Consider the following 16,891-nt stretch of genomic DNA (forward strand, 5'->3'; position numbering starts at 1 on the left):
CCCGACCGGGAATCGTTCGGGGCCGGACCGGAAACGGGCTCAGGACCCCGTTCTCGCCTTCTTCAGCGCATCCAGCAGGCGGCCCGATCCCGAGATCCGGTAGCGCGTGCCGTTGACCGTCGCCACGGCCTCGTCCGGCTTCGCGAACCACGGCCGGCCCGCCCGTACCGTACCCAGCGGGGCGCTGTCGATCTCGCTGCCGTAGCTGGTCAGCAGGGACAGCCGGCCGTCCTCGATGCGGACCTCGCCGGCGCGGGTCAGCGACCGGGGCCAGCGGTCGATCCGTACCCCCGTGGCCGTGAACTCGGGCTCGGGCCCGGTCCCGGGGTCGATCTCGGCTTCCGACATGTGCTCCGCCCCCTTCGCGCAGACTGCCTCCTCCCAGTGTGCCGGGCCGCCGCCACCCGCACCAGAACCGGGCCGCCCGACACCTTCGCACACCCGGTCTGCAAGGCACTCCTATGGACTCTCAAAGGGAACGTTTGCCCAGGTGAGAGCGGTATTGTCGGTCAGTGGGGAAGCCTTTTGGGCGACTCCCCGGGGCACCCCCCGGGGATCTCCTCGGGCATCCCGCGGCCACCCCGTCGGCCACCACGAGCAGAGGCAGGCACGCATGACCAGCACCACCAGCCCCATGGCCACCATCGATGTCGACCGCAGCGACCCCGACTACCGGTCCTGGCTCAAGGAGGCGGTCCGCAAGGTGCACGCCGACGCGAACCGCTCGGCCGACACCCACCTGCTGCGCTTCCCGCTGCCCGAGAGCTGGGGCATCGACCTCTACCTCAAGGACGAGTCGACCCACCCGACCGGCAGCCTCAAGCACCGCCTCGCCCGCTCCCTCTTCCTCTACGGCCTGTGCAACGGCTGGATCCGCCCCGGCGCGCCCGTGATCGAGGCGTCCAGCGGTTCGACCGCGGTCTCCGAGGCGTACTTCGCGAAGCTGATCGGCGTGCCCTTCATCGCCGTCATGCCGCGCACCACCAGCCCCGAGAAGTGCCGCCTGATCGAGTTCCACGGCGGGCAGTGCCACTTCGTGGACGACTCGCGCACCATGTACGAGGAGGCCGCGGCGCTCGCCGAGCGCACCGGTGGCCACTACATGGACCAGTTCACCTACGCCGAGCGGGCCACCGACTGGCGCGGCAACAACAACATCGCCGAGTCGATGTACGAGCAGCTGAAGCTGGAGCGCTACCCGGAGCCCGCGTGGATCGTGGCCACGGCCGGCACCGGCGGCACCTCGGCGACGATCGCGCGCTACGTGCACTACATGCAGTTCGACACCCGGATCTGCGTCGCCGACCCGGAGAACTCCTGTTTCTTCGACGGCTGGACGCACCACGACCTGGACGCCACCTCCGACTGCGGCTCGCGCATCGAGGGCATCGGCCGGCCCCGGATGGAGCCGAGCTTCGTGCCCGGCGCCGTCGACCGCATGATGAAGGTGCCCGACGCGGCGAGCGTGGCCGCCGTCCGCGCGCTGGAGACGGCGATCGGCCGCAAGGCGGGCGGCTCCACGGGCACCGGCCTGTGGAGCGCGCTGAAGATCGTCGCGGAGATGGTCGCCGAGCGGCGCACCGGCAGCGTCGTCACGCTGATCTGCGACCCGGGCGAGCGCTACCTCGACAAGTACTACTCCGACGAGTGGCTGGCCGAGCAGGGCCTCGACATCGCGCCCTACTCCGCCGCTATCGACCGCTTCCTGGTGACGGGTGTCTGGCCGGAGTGAGCCGCCGGTCGAGCCGGCGCACCGCGTCCCGGAACGACAGTCCGATCCCCGGCCGGGCGAGCCGCAGGCCGAGGGCGAACGGCCGGTTGCCGTCGGCGGCCATGGTCCACCGGACGCGGGTGCCGCCGGCGGTGGGGGACAGGACCCACTCCTCCAGCATGGCCGTGACGCCCGGCGCGTTGGTCGTGTCGACCCGGTAGGCGTAGCGGGTGTCAGGGTCGGCCGCCATGATCGTCTCCTCGAAGGAGACGCCGCCGCGCAGCCGGATCGTCCGGCCCGCGCCGTCGCCCGCGGGCGCCGCGGCCCGGACCGCGGAGAACCAGGCGGGCCAGCTGCCCACCTCCACCGCGAGCGAGCGGTAGACGGCGGTGGGCGGGGCGGCCGCGACCGCCGAGAAGACCAGGCGGACGGGCGCGGACGCGATGAAGTCGAGCTCCACCGGCCTCAGTCGGCGTGCCATGGACCGTACCTCCCGTGGGGCGGGTCTGCGCGGAGCGCACACCATAGCCGAGGGCCGTTCAGTTGCCCAGGAGGCCGTCGAGCGCCCGGCCGAAGACGATCCGCCCGGCCGCCGCGAGCACCGGGTCGAACACCGGGTCGAGCGCCGCGGGCAGGCCCCCGAGCCGCAGCTCCTCCGTCCACACCACCCGGCTGCCCGCCCCCGTGGCAGCGGCGGTCACCTCGAACGCGGCCCAGCCCCGCACCACCCGCCCGTACTTCTCCAGGCGGCACACCCCGGCCCGCCCGGCGGCCGGCGGTTCGAAACGCACGACCTCCATCGGGTCGTGGAAGGCGAGCCGGCCCACGCCGGTGCGGGCCGTGAACCGGGTGCCCACGCCGTTCGGGCCCGCCGTCAGCACCGTCGTACGGGTGAGCGGGACCTGCCGGCCGTGCGCCGGCCACTCCGTGAGCCGCCGCCACACCTCGGCGGGAGGCAGCGCCACGACCCGCTCGACGCGGAACCGGCTCACAGCGAGCCCGCCTCGCCCCCGCCCGGTTCCTCGACGGCTTCCTCACCCGCGACCACCAGGCCCGGCAGGTGCTCGGCCATCTCCTCGCGCACCTCCGGCGACAGGTCCCGGTCCGTCACCAGCGTGTCCACCTCGTCGAGCCGGGCGAACGAACTCAGCCCCACCGTGCCCCACTTGGTGTGGTCCGCGACCACCACCACGCGCCGCGCCGAGCGCACCAGGCGCCGGTTGGTCTCGGCCTCCGCCAGATTGGGCGTCGACAGGCCGGCCGCCACCGAGATGCCGTGCACCCCGAGGAACAGCGCGTCGAAGTGGAGCGAGCGGATCGCCTGATCGGCCACCGGCCCGACCAGGGCGTCGGACGGGGTCCGTACGCCGCCGGTGAGCACGACCGTCGCCGCCCCCGGCTTCGCCTCGCCGCCCGAACCGGCGTGCTGGGCCTCGTAGAAGATGTCCGCGACCCGCACCGAGTTGGTCACCACGGTCAGTTCCGGCACGTCGAGCAGCTGCCGGGCCAGCGCGTACGTAGTGGTGCCGCCGGACAGCGCGATCGCCGTCCCCGGCCGCACCATGGCGGCCGCGGCCCGCGCGATCTCCTCCTTCGCGCCCAGTTCGAGCACCGACTTCGCCTCGAAGCCCGGCTCGTGGGTGCTCGCCTCCACCACCGGCACCGCGCCGCCGTGGACCTTCGCCAGCATGCCCTGACGGGCCAGGGCGTCCAGGTCCCGGCGGACGGTCATGTCGGAGACGTTGAGACGGCGGGTCAGCTCGTTGACCCGGACGCCTCCGCGCCGGCGCACCTCGTCGAGAATCAGGGCGCGCCGCTGCTCCGCGAGGAGGTTCTGATTGTCACTCACCGCCGGGGCCGGTCCTTTCAGCAGGGAAACGCGGGAAAACGCAGGGAAAGCCGGGAAACGGGGAAGACACGGGTAAAGGGGCGTCGGATTCGGTGAGAGCCGTGCCGTACGGGCTCGCCGTCCGCGATCCTGGTGCCTGCCGTCGAATCCTCCCACCCGGATCCTCCCACCCGATCCTCCCATCCACCGAGGGAGTCCCCGAAGTGTCCCCTGCCACACCGGACCCGACGCCCGGGCCGGCCCCGAAAGACGGGGGCGCGGCGCTCGAACTGCTCGTCCACGGCGTGGGCGGAGCCACCCCGGCCGACATGCTGGACGACCCGCACACCGTGCGGGTCACCGGTGACAAGACGGCCGCGGTCTACCGCCGCGGCAGCGACATCGACGCCGAGGAGCACCCCGAGCGGTACGCGGACGGACCCGTCCCCGAGGCGTACTGCTGGTCCAACCTCACCTCCGGCAACGGCACACGCGCGCTGTGGCTGCTGCTCCTGCCGTTCATGGTCGCCAACCTCGCCCACTGGATGCGCCCGCCCGCCGAGGGACGCGCCGGACTCGTCCGGCTCTACGGCGTCCTGGTCCGGCTCGTCGCCCTCACCCTCACCGTGCTGCTGACCGCGGCCGCCTGCGAGGTCGCCCTGGACCTGACGGCCTGGCAGTGCGCGGGCTCCGGCCCGTGCGCCGGGCAGCGCTCCTGGCTCGGCTTCCTCTCCGCCGCGCACGGCGGCTGGTGGTCCGCGCCCGGCCGCCGCCTCGCCCTCGCCGCCCTGGTGCCCACCGCGCTCGTCGGACTGCTCTGGTACCTGTCCAACCGCACCTGGAGCGCGTACGAGGCCCAGCGCCCGCCCACCGGTTACGACGCCGAGCCCGCGCCCTCCGTCCCGTCCGCCCGCACCGGCGACACCGAGGCCGCCGACGCCACGAGCCCCGACCCGGCCACCCCCGTCGAACTGCGGCCCGCGCTCGGCCGGCCCGGCTTCTGGTACGGCCGCCGGCTCGTCGCCCGGCTGCGCGCCGCGCACACCACCGCGGGCTTCCTCACCGTGGCCGCCGCCCTCGCCGGCGCCGCCGGCGCCCACGACCACCGCTCCGGACCCGGATCCCCCCTATCCGTCCTCGGCTGGGGCCTGGAGGGCGGTATCGCGCTCCTCGCCGCCGTCGTCGTGTGGGTGGTCTGCCGCCGGGGCCGCAGCGAGAACAGGCTCGACGTCACCCTCGAACGCGCCGTCGTCTCCTGGCTGCCCGCCACCGCCCTGCTGCTGCTCGTGCTCACCGCCGTGCACACCGCCTGGGCCCGCCCCGGCTGGCGCTCCACCGGCACCCTGCCCGGCAACGCCGTCTTCGGCGCCCTCACCCTCACCCAGGGCGCCCTCGTCGTCGCCCTCGGCGTGGTCGCGCTCATGCTGCACCGCCCGCGCCCCGACTCCCGCACCGCCGTCTCCGGCCTCGGCGGCCCCGCCGTCGCCATGCTGGCCTGCGCGCTCGGCGGCGTCATGACCGGCGGCGTCGCCCAGCGCGTCGCCGACTGGCTCGACGGCCCCGGCACCCCGGGCACCGGCAACGGCCTCATCACCGGACCGCCCGTGCTGCTCAGCTGGCAGGCGTCCGTCATCCCGGTGCTGCTCCTGCTGCTGATCGCGCCCGCCGGACTGCTCGCCGTCCGCACCGTGCTCACCGCCCGCCGGCTCCGCCCCGCCGTCGACGCCGACTACCGCGAGGCGGACCCCGACCGGCTGCGCACCGACCAGATCGCGGCGGTACGGGCCGGGGCCGGGCTCACCGACTCGGCGCCCGGTCTCATCGGCGTCGTCTCCGGCGCCACCCTGCTCCTCGGCGCCGCCTCCGTCGCCGGGGCCTGGACCAGTGGCAACGTCCCCGGGCGCGCCTTCGACGGCGCCCACCCGGCGATCGCCTCCGCCGCCACCGCCGCCCAGGCCCTCGGCTCCTGGATGGTCGGCTTCGGCTTCCTGCTCTTCGTCACCTGGGGCCGCCGCGCCTACAAGGACGCCTCCGCCCGCCGCACCATCGGCATCCTGTGGGACGTCGGCACCTTCTGGCCGCGCGCCGCCCACCCCTTCGCCCCGCCCTGCTACGCCGAGCGGGCCGTGCCCGACCTCACCTGGCGGATGAGCTCCTGGACCCGGCAGACCGGCGGCCGGCTGGTCATCTCCGGCCACTCCCAGGGCAGCGTCCTCGCCGCGGCCGCGGTCTGGCAGCTGCCGCCCGCCACCCGCGCGCGCGTCGCACTGCTCACCTACGGCTCGCCGCTGGAACGGCTCTACGGGCGCTGGTTCCCGGCCTACTTCGGCCCCGAGTCGCTGCGCGGCCTGCACCGCACGCTGCACTGCTGGAGCAACCTCTACCGGGCCACCGACCCCATCGGCGGACCCGTGCGCGTCCCCGCCGACGACGACCGGCCGCCCGTCGACCGGCCCGAACTGCTCGACCCCGTCGCGTACGGGCGCACCCGCGAACACCCGCTGCCCGAACCGATCCTGGGCCACTCCGACTACCAGGCCGACCCGGCCTTCGCCGCCGCCCGCTCCGCGCTGCTCGACCGGCTGCCGCCCGCGCTGCCGCGCCAGCGGGACAACATCCCGTCGGATCAGGGAAGTTCGGGGAGGTCCTCCGGATAGAGCAGGGTCAGGTCGTCCGTGCTCGGCGTCACGAGCGCGGCGACCCGGCCCGCGTGCCGCTCCACCATCGACTCGAACGTCTGGCGCGCCGTACGGCCGTTGCCGAAGGCCGGACCCTTCGGCAGCCGCGCGAAGTACCCGAGCAGCGCCTCGCCCGCGCCGTCCGCGAGGCGGTACTCGTGGTCCTCCGCCTGCTGCTCCACGATCCGCAGTAGTTCCGCGGGCGCGTAGTCGGAGAACGTGATGGTCCGTGAGAAGCGGGACGCCACCCCGGGGTTGACGGACAGGAAGCGCTCCATCTCCGCCGTGTACCCGGCGACGATCACCACGACCGAATCCCGGTGGTCCTCCATCAGCTTCACCAGCGTGTCGATCGCCTCACGGCCGAAGTCACGCCCCGAGTCCTCGGGCGACAGCGCGTACGCCTCGTCGACGAACAGCACACCGCCGCGGGCCCGGTCGAAGGCCTCCTGGGTGCGGATCGCCGTCGACCCGATGTGTTCGCCGACCAGGTCCACCCGGGACACCTCGACCAGATGGCCGCGCTCCAGGACCCCGAGCGAGGCGAGGATCTCGCCGTACAGCCGGGCCACCGTCGTCTTGCCGGTGCCGGGGTTGCCGGTGAAGACGAGATGGCGGCGCGCGGACACCACCTTCAGGCCGGCCTCCTGGCGGCGGCGGCCCACCTCGATCATGTTGGTGAGGGTGCGCACCTCGTGCTTGACGCTCTCCAGGCCCACCAGGGCGTCGAGTTCGCCGAGCACCTCCCGGGAGGAGCGGGCGGCGGGCACGGCCGGCGCCGGTTCCGGTGCGGGCGGAGGCGGGGCGGTGGTCCGGCGGGGCGCGGGGAGCGGGCCGAGCAGGCCGCCCGTCGCCGGCGCGGCGGACTGGGTGGCGGTCAGCACACCGCCCCCAGCCGCGGTCGTGCGCAGCTGGCTCTCGTCGCTGGTGCAGTCCTCGACGACCTGGCCTTCCTCGGGGAACTCGTAACCGCCGCGCGCGCACCGCTCCGTACGGCACTTGCGCAGCGTGGTCCGGCAGCCGTCCATGACGTGGAAGCCGTAGCCGCCGCTGCCCGTCACCCGGCAGCCGAGGAACGAGCCGCGGCCCTCCGCCGACACGTAGAACCCGGCCTCGGCCGGCGACGTGACCGTGCACCGCTCGATCGTCGGGTCGGCGCCCTTGGTGACGATGACCCCGGTCTGCACGGCGTCGATGGTGCAGCCGGCGAGCGTGCCGCCGCTGCCGTGGTCCCGGAACCAGGCGCCCGTGGACGCCTCCCGGATCCGGCAGTCGTCGAGCTGCGCCGTCGCCCCGTCGCTCACCGACACGGCCGTGTTGCGCACCTGCGACAGGTCGCTGTCGACGACGTCGGCGCGCGAGCCGCGGTCGAGCACGAACAGCGCGTCGGGGACGTCGTGCACCCGGCACGAGTCGAGCACCGCGGTGGCCCCGTCGCTCACCCAGACGGCCGGATAGTCGCCGGTGCTGTCGTGGATCTCGCACTGGTTGGCGTCCACCCGGGTGCCCGGGTCCCACACGGACAGGCCGTTGCGGCCGAAGCGCCGCACCGTCGAACGGGTGAGCGTGAGGACCGAGCGGGAACGCAGGTCGACGGCGTTCTCGGGGATGTCGTGGATGTCGCAGTCGGAGAGCGTCAGCACCGCGTCGGTGTCGAGGGTGATGCCGTCGGCGGAGGTGCGGTGCACGGCGGAGTCGCTGAGGTGCGCGGCGGCCCGGGCCGCGATCCGCAGCCCGGCGCCCTTGATCTCGTACACCTCGCAGCCGATGCCCTCCAGGCCGCTGTTCTCGCCGGTCACGCTGATCCCGGCCCCGGAGGCGTGGTGCACCCGGCAGCGCTCCAGACGCGGATGGGCGCCGCCGCGCACCGAGACGCCGGACTGCCCGGCGGACACGACCTCGCACTCCTCGAACACCCCGCCCGCACCGTCGAGTACGGCGATCCCGACCCCGGCCGGATTGTCCACCGTGCACCGCCGCACCGTCGGCCGCGCCGCGCCGCGCACCTCAAGGCCGGCCGCCGAACGCGTCAGGATCCGCAGGTCGAGCAGCTCGGGCGTCCCGTCCTCGACGAGCAGCGCCGGCGCCGCAGCGTCCTGCCCCTCGATGTGCAGGTCCTGGAGCGTGGCCGAGGCCCGCACGGTCAGCGGCACCCCGTCGGCGGGCGCGATCCGCACCGAGCCCGTCATCCCGTCGCCGCCCCGCAGGGTCACGGCCCGCTGCACCACGAGGTTCTCCCGGTAGGTGCCGGGGGCCACGGTGAGGACGTCGCCGTCGCCCGCGGCCTCCAGGGCGGCGGCGAGAGAGGCGTACTCGCCCGTGCGGCGCCGCCACCGCGACGTGCCGGTGTGCGTCACCTGGACCGTGCCCTGTGCCATGGGTGTGCTCTGCCCCCACCTCGTGCGTCGACGCTGAACCGGACCCTGGATGTTGGATCCAACATCCAGGACGCGGGATTTCGGATCCGACATCCGACATCCGACATCCGACATCCGACATCCGACATCCGACATCCGGGATCCAGGACCCGGGAGATTGGATCCAATGTCCGGGCTATCGGATCAAGGATCCGGGATGTTGGATCCGGGATGTTGGATCCGAGATCCCGCATCCGATGCCCCACCGTAGCGCGCGCGGAGCCGCCGGGTTGACGGGTCCGCCGTCTGTCCCCTCACGGCGTCAGCTGCCCGTACCCGTACGACCCCAGTCGGGACCGGCTTGGGCCCAGGCGCGGTCGAGACGCGCGTACCGCCGCCGCATCAGCCGGTGTACGACAAGCCGGCGGCCGCTCTCGATCAGGAGCCCGGCGAGGAGCGCCACGGTGAACCCGGCGATCAGGGCGTGGGCCCGGGCGGTGTCCGGGTGCATCGGCGGGGTCACGGGCTCCCCGGCCCGGTCGGTCCACAGCGGGAAGGTGGCGCCCGGGTGGGCCTGCTGCCGGGTGGTGGTCACGGTGCCGGTGTGGATCGTGCCGTCCGGCGCGGTCCAGTCGGCCACCACGGACGGTCGCAGCCGCTGCTCCGCGGCCACATCGGCGGGCTGGCGGCCGGCCGGCCGGTCGGCGGGCCGGATCACCCGGGCGACGGTCGGGACGCGCTCGCTCAGCTGGGCGCGCGCGGAGCGCTGCAGCGAGGCGTTGGCGGAGGCGCCGGCGGCCCAGCCGGCCGCGGGGACGGCGAGGCAGAGCAGCACGGCGGCCGCCAGCGCCACCCATGCCTCGACCAGGTCCGTGGTCCGGCGCAGGGGATTGTGCCGCCAGCGCCAGAGTCCGATGGCTGCACGCACGCTCCGCACCCCCTCGTCTCGTCGACGACCCGCGCGGGCCCACAGGGCCCGTCGGAGGTCCGCCCTTCCAACGAGTGTGACCCGGGGGTGGGTTCCGCGCCTCCCGGGAGGAATTCCGGAGAGGTCCCGGAGTGATTCCGCGAGGTGCTGCCTTCTCAGAGCAGGAGCAGGAGCAGGAGCAGGAGCCAGGTGGCAGGAGCCAGGAGCGAGGGAAGGATCAGTCGAGGATCTTGACCGGGTCGCCGACCCGGATCGTCCCGCGGTGCTCGGGCACCAGGTTCTGGCCGAAGATCAGCCGGCTGCCGTCCTTGCGGTGCTGGGCCAGGGTGCGCAGCGGCTCCTTGCCGCGCTCTCCGGTCAGCTGGTCGGTGGTGGTGACCACGCACCGCCCGCACGACCTGGCGACCCGGAAGGAGACGTCGCCGATGGAGAGGCGGCGCCAGCCGTCCTCGGCCCAGGGCGCGGTGCCGTCGATGACGACGTTCGGCCGGAAGCGGTTCATCGGGAGCGGGCCCTCGTCGGCGTGGTCGCCCTGCGCGATCAGGGAGTTGAGGGCGTCGAGGGAGGAGGTGGTGGCGGCGAGCAGCGGATAGCCGTCGGCGAAGCTGACGGTCTCGCCGGGCAGCGCGAACTCCGGGTCGACGGGCCGTCGGTGGGCCGGGTCGTCCATGTGGACGAGGCGCACCTCGTTCTCCAGGTAGGCGCTGAACCAGGCGTGCGCGGCCGGATCCGCCGGGACGGCCTCGACGAGGGTGCCGAAGATCTCCACCGTGATCGTGCCGTCGGGCGCCGAGAGCTCGGGCACCTCGACGGTCAGCGGTTCGAGGCCGGGCGCGGACAGCGTGATCCCGCCGTCCGGCAGCAGCTCCGCGGACGCCAACGCCAGCCGCGCGTGCTGGCGTTGGGTCACGATCCTGCCCGCGGTGTCCACGACGACATAGCGACGGTCACCGGCCAGTCCCCATGGCTCGACCTCCGCCTCGGCGGGGGCGAAGCCGCGTAGTGCCTTGACCGGGTGGACATGGACGGAGCGCAAGACAGGAATCGACATGACGCCATCCTGCCAGTCGCCGTGCCGCCCCAGAAGGGCGGTCCCGTCCGCTCCCGTCAGTACCCGCGGCCCTGGTAGGGGCGGTTGTACGGGTCGTCGTACGGCGCGGGCGCGGGCGCCGGAGCCGGTCGCGGGGCGGCCGGGCGCATCGCCTCGTACCCGGTGGCCATCGGGCGCGGCGGCTGCGGCGCCTGCGGGGCCGGGTAGCCGCGCGGGGCGGCGGGCTGCTGCGGGATGTACGGCGCGGGAGCGTGCTGGAGCGGTACGGGCGCCATCAGCTGCGTCGCCGGGGCCATCTGCGCGGCGGGCGACATCTGCGGGACCGGTGCCGGGGCCATCTGCGGGGCGGCGGGCTGCGGGTAGCCGTAACCGCCGCTGTTGCCGTAACCGCTGTTGCCGCCGTAACCGCCGTTGCCTCCGTAGGACGGGGCGGGCGGCTGCGGGGAGGGCGCCGCCGGGAGGGCGGGCAGGGCCGCGGGCAGCGCCGGCAGGTACCCGCTGCTTCCGGAGAAGCCGTTGTTGGTGTCGTACGCGGAGGGCACTCGGATCGGGGCGATCTGAGGCGTGCCCCGCTCTGCGACGAGGGAGTCGTAGATCGGGGTGTCGGGGAACGACGGCGCGGTGTGGTAACCGCCTCCGTAGGAGGAGCGCGGGGAGGTCATGGCCATAAGTTAAGCCCACAATGTGCTGTGTGGGGAGTCCGGTAAGAGGGTTGTTTGACGGGTTCGTTGAGACCACCGAACGGCAATGTGAGCGAATCTGACAAAATCGGTCGCGCCGCAGGTCAGCGATCTTGAAAAACCCGAGTTCGGAAGGGGTTACCCACGGGTTGCAGAGGGTGACCGTGATGCCCGTTCCCTGTTTCCGCGTAAAGGAATCCTGACGCGTCGGCAGACGCGGTGCGCGGGAAATTGGCCTGATGTTCAAGAACGCGGATCTTCGAGAACGCGATGTTCAGGAACCCGGGTGAGTACCGGGCGCGGATTCCGGGCGGGCGTACGTCCGTCCCTTCCAGGCCGCACCCCGGCCCTGGTAGTGCCGCACCGCCGAGTCCACCGTCATGAGCAGATACAGCAGCGCGGTGAACGGCAACAGCGGTGCGAGCCGGAGCGGCTGACGGTAGTAGCGCAGCATCGGCAGGTACGTGAACGACATCACCGCCCACGCGGCCCCGCCGGCCCACGCCGCCGCGGCGTCCTCGCCGAGCAGCCCGGCCGCCAGCGTCACCGGCGGCGCCAGATAGACGAGCGCGAGCCCCGCGACCGTGCCGAGCAGCAGCAGCGGGTTGTGCCGCAGCTGCGCGTACGCGCTGCGCGCCACCATCCGCCACAGGCCGGCGAGACGCGGATACGGACGGATGCTGTCCACCCGGTCCGCGAGCCCCAGCCACACCCGCCCGCCCACCCGCCGGACCGCCCGGGCCAGCGACACGTCGTCGATCACCGCCTGCCGGATCACCTCCGGCACCCGCGCCCGCTCCGCCGTCTCGGCCCGCAGCAGCACGCAGCCGCCCGCCGCCGCCGTGGCCAGCGGGCGCCGCCGGTTGATCCAGCGGAAGGGATAGAGCTGGCAGAAGAAGTAGACGAAGGCCGGCACGATCAGCCGCTCCCAGCCGCTCGCCACCCGCAGCCGCGCCATCTGCGACACCAGGTCGAGCCGGTGCCCGGTCGCGGCGGTGACGAGGAGCCGCAGACTGTCCGGCTCGTGCGCGATGTCCGCGTCCGTCAGGAGCAGGAAGTCGGGCACGCGCGCGCGTGCCAGCGCCATCCCGTGGCGCAGTGCCCACAGCTTGCCCGTCCAGCCCGGCTCCGGCTCGCCCGGCCGGACCACGGTCAGCGGCAGCCCGCGCCCGCAGGCCGCCAGCTCCTTCGCGAGCCGCCCGGTGCCGTCGGTGCTCCCGTCGTCGACGAGGATCACCTCCGCGGGGCCCGGATAGTCCTGGGCGAGCAGCGACGGCAGGCTCAGCGGCAGCACCTCGGCCTCGTCGCGCGCGGGGACCACCACGACGACCCGGGGCCACTCCTCGGGCGGCCTCTCCGGGCGCGGCAGGCGCTGGTCCGTGCGCCAGAAGAATCCCTGGCCGAGCAGCAGCCAACCCCAGACGGCCAGGGAAGCGAACGCGATCCAGGCAAGCGGGCTCATTCGCCGCAGTCTGCCCCAGATCGCCGGGTAATCAAGGGTGGTCGGCTAGGGTGACCGGGTGAAGATCGCACTGATGGACTCCGGAATCGGCCTGCTCCCGGCAGCGGCGGCCGTCCGCCGCATGCGGCCCGACGCCGATCTGGTGCTCTCCTCCGACCCCGACGGCATGCCCTGGGGCCCGCACACCTCCGAGAAGATCGTCGAGCTCGCCCTCGCCGTCGCCCGCGCCGCCGCCGAGCACCGGCCCGACGCGCTCATCGTCGGCTGCAACACCGCCACCGTGCACGCCCTGCCGGCACTCCGCGCCGCGCTGGAGCCCCGCATCCCGGTGATCGGCACCGTGCCCGCGATCAAGCCCGCGGCCGTCGGCGGCGGCAAGGTCGCCATCTGGGCCACGCCCGCCACCACCGGCAGCCCCTACCAGCGCGGACTGATCGACGACTTCGCGAACGGCGCCGAGGTCACCGAGGTGCCCTGCCCCGGCCTCGCCGACGCCGTCGAGTACGACGACGAGGACGCCGTGCGCCGTGCCGTCGCCGCCGCGGCCGCGCTCACGCCCCCGGACGTCCGGGCCGTCGTCCTCGGCTGCACCCACTACGAGCTGGTCGCCGAACTCATCCGGGCCGCCCTGGACCGCGGCGGCGAACACCCGCCCGTCGTTTTGCACGGCTCCGCCGGGGCAGTCGCCGCACAGGCGCTGCGGCGGATCGGCGCCGGGGCCGACCCGGCCGCGGCCCCGACCGGCGGTCTGACCGTCCTCCTGAGCGGCCGGACCGGCGAGCTGTCGAAGGCCGCGCTGAGCTACGCCGAGGGCCGCTCCCTGGCGGCGGCGACCGTCACCGGCTGAGCCTCGCGGGGTCCCACCCCGATGGCTGCGCCGAGAGGCGTGACAACGGAACGTGCGTAGGCTGTCACCATGAGGGACCACTCTGTGAACCAGGGTCCCGAGGGACCCGCACCCCCGGTCTGGACCGGACGCGCGACCAACCGGATGCAATGGCTCCCGGCCGTCGCCGGGGTCGCCTGCATGGCGCTGGGCATCGCGCTCGCCGTCAGGTCGTCCTGGACGACCGGCATCGCACCGCTCCTCATGGCCGTCATCGGCTGCGTCGCCGCCGGACTGCTCGTGCTGTTCGGCACGCTCGCCTTCGTGCACGTCGCCGTCCGCGTCGACCAGCGCGGCATGGAGGTCCGCTGCGGCCACATCGGCGTACCGCGCCGCCGCATCCCGCTCTCCCACGTCGTCGACGCCGACTTCGCGCCCTCCGTCACTCCGCGCCAGTGGGGCGGCTGGGGCTACCGCTGGCGTCCCGAGAAGGGCACGGCCGTCGTCGTCCGCCGCGGCGAGGCACTCGTCCTGCGCCTCGGCGACGGCCGCACCTTCACCGTCACCGTCGACGACGCCGAATCCGCCGTCCGCGCCATCCGCGCCCTCCTCCGCCCGGCCGGTCCGCCGGCGCCGACGGGCCACGCGAGCGCCTGAGCAGGGGCGCGGGCGCGCGGGCCGGCGGGTGTGCGGGCCCGGGGCGCTCGGGCGGCCGGACCGGAGGGCAGCTTGAGGCCGCCCGGAGGGTCGAGGAGGACGCGTGAGGGGTACGCGCCGGGCTCGCGTTCTGCCGCGGAGGCGGGAGTCCGCGCGCCGGCCGGGCCGGCGGAGGGCCGGCCGAGCCGCACGGTGCTCGCGGGCCGGGGCGTGAGGGGCGCGACCGAGGGGCTGGTTCCGGACATTGCAGGACCGCGCGCGACGCCCGGCCCGGCGGCCCTTCGGCCCGGGGCGCCCCGCCCCGCGCGGGAGGCGCCCCGCCCCGCGCGCGGCGAGGGGGCGCGCGAATTCGCACCGCGCTCCTGCCGGGCGCGCCGCGCGCCGTAGACTCCGGCACGTGAGCACCACCATCGCCCCGGCCGACGTGCCCGAGTCCCCCGTCCCCGCCGCAGCTCGCGCGCGGGGCCGTGGCCTGCGGCGCCTGCTGCGCCCGGGCGCGGCCGCGCTGTCCGGACTGCTGCTGTTCCTGAGCTTCCCGCCCCGGCCCCTGTGGTGGCTGGCCCTGCCCGCCTTCGCGCTGCTCGGCTGGACGCTGCGCGGCCGCCGGCTCCGGGCCGGCTTCGGCCTCGGCTACCTGGCCGGCCTCGGCTTCCTGCTGCCGCTGCTCGTGTGGACCGGCGAGGAGGTCGGACCGCTGCCGTGGCTGGCGCTGTCCGCCGTGTCGGCGCTGTTCATCGGGGTCGTGGGCCTCGGCATCGCCGCCGTCTCGCGGCTGCCCGCATGGCCGGTGTTCGCCGCCGCCGTCTGGATCGCCGGCGAGGCGGCACGCGCGCGCGTGCCGTTCGGCGGCTTCCCCTGGGGCAAGATCGCCTTCGGCCAGGCGGACGGCTTCTTCCTGCCGCTCGCGGCCGTCGGCGGCACCCCGGTGCTCGGCTTCGCCGTCGCGCTGTGCGGCTTCGGCCTGTACGAGGTGCTCCGCCAGGTCCTGGCCCGGCGCGCCGCCGCCCCGACGCAGGAGCCGGCCCCGGCCCCCCGGCCGCGCGGTCCGCTGCTCGCCGCCGCCCTCGCCGTCCTCGTACCGGTCACCGGCGCGCTCGCCGCGCTGCCGCTGGTGTCGGACGCGCCGGAGGACGGCACCGCCACCGTCGCCGCCGTGCAGGGCAACGTGCCCCGCCTCGGCCTCGACTTCAACTCCCAGCGCCGCGCGGTCCTCGACAACCACGCCAACCGCACCAAGGAACTCGCCGCCGACGTCAAGGCGGGCCGCAAGCCGCAGCCCGACTTCGTGCTCTGGCCGGAGAACTCCTCCGACATCGACCCGTACGCCAACCCCGACGCGTTCGAGGTCATCAGCGAGGCCGTGACGCAGATCGACGCGCCCACGGTGATCGGCGCCGTGATCGCCCCGCCGACCGGCCCGCTGCGCAACACCCTCATCGAGTGGGACCCGAAGAAGGGACCGGTCGCCGAGTACGACAAGCGGCACGTGCAGCCCTTCGGCGAGTACATCCCGATGCGGTCCTTCGTGCGGATCTTCAGCAGCGACGTCGACCGGGTCCGCCGCGACTTCGGCCCCGGCCACAAGGTCGGCGTCTTCGACCTCGCCGGTACGAAGGTGGGTCTCGCCACCTGCTACGAGGCGGCCTTCGACTGGGCCGTCCGGGACACCGTCACGCACGGCGCCCAGATGATCACCGTGCCCAGCAACAACGCCACCTTCGGCCACAGCGAGATGACCTACCAGCAGCTCGCCATGTCCCGGGTGCGCGCCGTCGAGCACAGCCGCAGCGTGGTCGTGCCGGTCACCAGCGGCGTCAGCGCGGTCATCCGGCCCGACGGGACGATCGTCGCGCAGACCAAGCTGTTCACGCCCGACGTGCTGGTTGAGAAGGTGCCCCTGCGGTCCTCGCTGACCCCGGCGACCCGGATGGGCATCCTGCCCGAGATGCTGCTCCTCCTGGTCGCGGCGGGCGGCCTCGGCTGGTCGGTGACGCGCTCCGTGCGCGCCCGCCGGAGCCGCACCGCCTGACCGGCCCGAGCCGCCTGAACCGTCCGATCCGCCTGACCGGGCCGATCCGCGTGACCCTCAGATCCGCCCGGCTCGATACGTCCGGCCCGTCCGGCCCGTCCTGCCCGTCCGGGCCGCCGGTCCGGGCGACGGGTCCGGCGACGGGTCCGATCCGGGCCCCGGCGGAGATGATCTAGGGTCGAGTCATGGGCACCCCTGACTTCATCCGCGACCTGCGCGTCTCCGCCGGCCACCAGCTGCTCTTCCTGCCCGGCGTGTCCGCCGTCGTCTTCGACGACTGCGGACGCGTGCTGCTCGGACGCCGCGCGGACACCGGGATGTGGGCCGTCGTCGGCGGCATCGTCGAGCCCGGCGAGCAGCCCGCCGCCTGCGCCGTCCGCGAGGTGTACGAGGAGACCGGCGTGCGCTGCGAGGTGGAGCGGATCGTGCTCGTCCAGACCCTGCGCAAGCCCGTCGTCTACCCCAACGGCGACCAGTGCCAGTTCATGGACGTCTCCTTCCGCTGCCGGGCCGTCGGGGGCGAGGCGCGGGTCAACGACGACGAGTCCACCGAGGTCGGCTGGTTCGAACTGGACGCGCTGCCCGAGATGAAGCGCTTCTCCCACTTCCGGATCGAGCAGGCCCTCAAGGACGAACCCACGTGGTTCGACACCACGGCACTGGGCTGAACTGTGTGTCCGGCGC

At 74.2% G+C, this 16,891-nt stretch carries 15 protein-coding genes; 6 read left to right on the forward strand and 9 right to left on the reverse strand.

The features are described from left to right. Positions 1-39: 39 nt before the first annotated feature. Positions 40-348 carry a hypothetical protein gene (locus ACFYU9_RS15760; RefSeq protein ID WP_389213208.1) on the reverse strand — a complete coding sequence of 103 codons (309 nt, stop codon included), beginning with the start codon at positions 346-348 and terminating at the stop codon, positions 40-42. Between the two features lie 265 nt (positions 349-613). On the opposite strand from ACFYU9_RS15760, the gene ACFYU9_RS15765 reads away from it, so the two are divergent. After that, positions 614-1,732, forward strand: a complete 1,119-nt coding sequence (locus ACFYU9_RS15765; RefSeq protein ID WP_389345049.1) for a PLP-dependent cysteine synthase family protein — start codon at positions 614-616, stop codon at positions 1,730-1,732. Here ACFYU9_RS15765 and ACFYU9_RS15770 read toward each other — a convergent pair. From ACFYU9_RS15770 to ACFYU9_RS15780, 3 genes are read right to left on the reverse strand one after another with little or no spacing between them, the layout of a single operon-like run. Then, positions 1,692-2,192 carry an SRPBCC family protein gene (locus tag ACFYU9_RS15770; protein ID WP_389213212.1) on the reverse strand — a complete coding sequence of 167 codons (501 nt, stop codon included), beginning with the start codon at positions 2,190-2,192 and terminating at the stop codon, positions 1,692-1,694. The genes ACFYU9_RS15765 and ACFYU9_RS15770 overlap by 41 nt on opposite strands. A 58-nt stretch (positions 2,193-2,250) precedes the next feature. Next, the gene (locus ACFYU9_RS15775) at positions 2,251-2,703 is read right to left on the reverse strand and encodes an SRPBCC family protein (RefSeq protein ID WP_389345051.1); all 453 of its coding nucleotides are present in this window, start codon (positions 2,701-2,703) and stop codon (positions 2,251-2,253) included. Continuing rightward, positions 2,700-3,560 carry a DeoR/GlpR family DNA-binding transcription regulator gene (locus ACFYU9_RS15780; protein ID WP_389213216.1) on the reverse strand — a complete coding sequence of 287 codons (861 nt, stop codon included), beginning with the start codon at positions 3,558-3,560 and terminating at the stop codon, positions 2,700-2,702. Before ACFYU9_RS15780 ends, ACFYU9_RS15775 begins: the two co-directional genes overlap by 4 nt. Positions 3,561-3,763: 203 nt before the next feature. Here ACFYU9_RS15780 and ACFYU9_RS15785 point away from each other — a divergent pair, with 203 nt between their 5' ends. After that, on the forward strand, positions 3,764-6,196 hold the full coding sequence (locus tag ACFYU9_RS15785; RefSeq protein WP_389345052.1) for a hypothetical protein: 2,433 nt from the start codon (positions 3,764-3,766) through the stop codon (positions 6,194-6,196). On the opposite strand, the gene ACFYU9_RS15790 is transcribed toward ACFYU9_RS15785, so the two are convergent. From ACFYU9_RS15790 to ACFYU9_RS15810, 5 genes are all read right to left on the reverse strand, one after another. Beyond that, the gene (locus tag ACFYU9_RS15790; protein WP_389345053.1) at positions 6,166-8,595 is read right to left on the reverse strand and encodes a right-handed parallel beta-helix repeat-containing protein; all 2,430 of its coding nucleotides are present in this window, start codon (positions 8,593-8,595) and stop codon (positions 6,166-6,168) included. The genes ACFYU9_RS15785 and ACFYU9_RS15790 overlap by 31 nt on opposite strands. Before the next feature lie 301 nt (positions 8,596-8,896). After that, positions 8,897-9,502 (reverse strand): hypothetical protein, encoded by a 606-nt coding sequence (locus tag ACFYU9_RS15795; protein WP_389345054.1) that lies wholly within the window; start codon positions 9,500-9,502, stop codon positions 8,897-8,899. Between the two features lie 217 nt (positions 9,503-9,719). Then, entirely contained in the window at positions 9,720-10,553 is an 834-nt protein-coding gene (locus ACFYU9_RS15800) for an MOSC domain-containing protein (RefSeq protein ID WP_389345055.1), read from the reverse strand. Between the two features lie 56 nt (positions 10,554-10,609). Beyond that, complete coding sequence (locus tag ACFYU9_RS15805) at positions 10,610-11,215, reverse strand: DUF6643 family protein (protein ID WP_389345057.1); 606 nt, start codon at positions 11,213-11,215, stop codon at positions 10,610-10,612. Between the two features lie 292 nt (positions 11,216-11,507). Continuing rightward, on the reverse strand, positions 11,508-12,695 hold the full coding sequence (locus ACFYU9_RS15810; protein ID WP_389345059.1) for a glycosyltransferase: 1,188 nt from the start codon (positions 12,693-12,695) through the stop codon (positions 11,508-11,510). Between the two features lie 58 nt (positions 12,696-12,753). Here ACFYU9_RS15810 and ACFYU9_RS15815 point away from each other — a divergent pair, with 58 nt between their 5' ends. From ACFYU9_RS15815 to ACFYU9_RS15830, 4 genes are all read left to right on the forward strand, one after another. Continuing rightward, a complete protein-coding gene (locus ACFYU9_RS15815; protein WP_389213229.1) occupies positions 12,754-13,542 on the forward strand; it encodes a glutamate racemase in 789 nt (262 codons plus the stop codon). Positions 13,543-13,611: 69 nt separating this feature from the next. Further along, positions 13,612-14,178: a hypothetical protein gene (locus tag ACFYU9_RS15820; RefSeq protein WP_389345061.1), complete on the forward strand. Its 567-nt coding sequence runs from the start codon at positions 13,612-13,614 to the stop codon at positions 14,176-14,178. 397 nt (positions 14,179-14,575) lie between these two features. Further along, positions 14,576-16,207, forward strand: a complete 1,632-nt coding sequence (lnt, locus tag ACFYU9_RS15825; protein ID WP_389213235.1) for an apolipoprotein N-acyltransferase — start codon at positions 14,576-14,578, stop codon at positions 16,205-16,207. A gap of 185 nt (positions 16,208-16,392) precedes the next feature. Continuing rightward, positions 16,393-16,875, forward strand: coding sequence for an NUDIX domain-containing protein (locus ACFYU9_RS15830; RefSeq protein ID WP_389345063.1), 483 nt, complete (start codon positions 16,393-16,395; stop codon positions 16,873-16,875). Positions 16,876-16,891: the final 16 nt, after the last annotated feature.

The sequence above is a fragment of the Streptomyces sp. NPDC004327 genome (assembly GCF_042873935.1).
Taxonomy (GTDB): Bacteria; Actinomycetota; Actinomycetes; order Streptomycetales; family Streptomycetaceae; genus Streptomyces.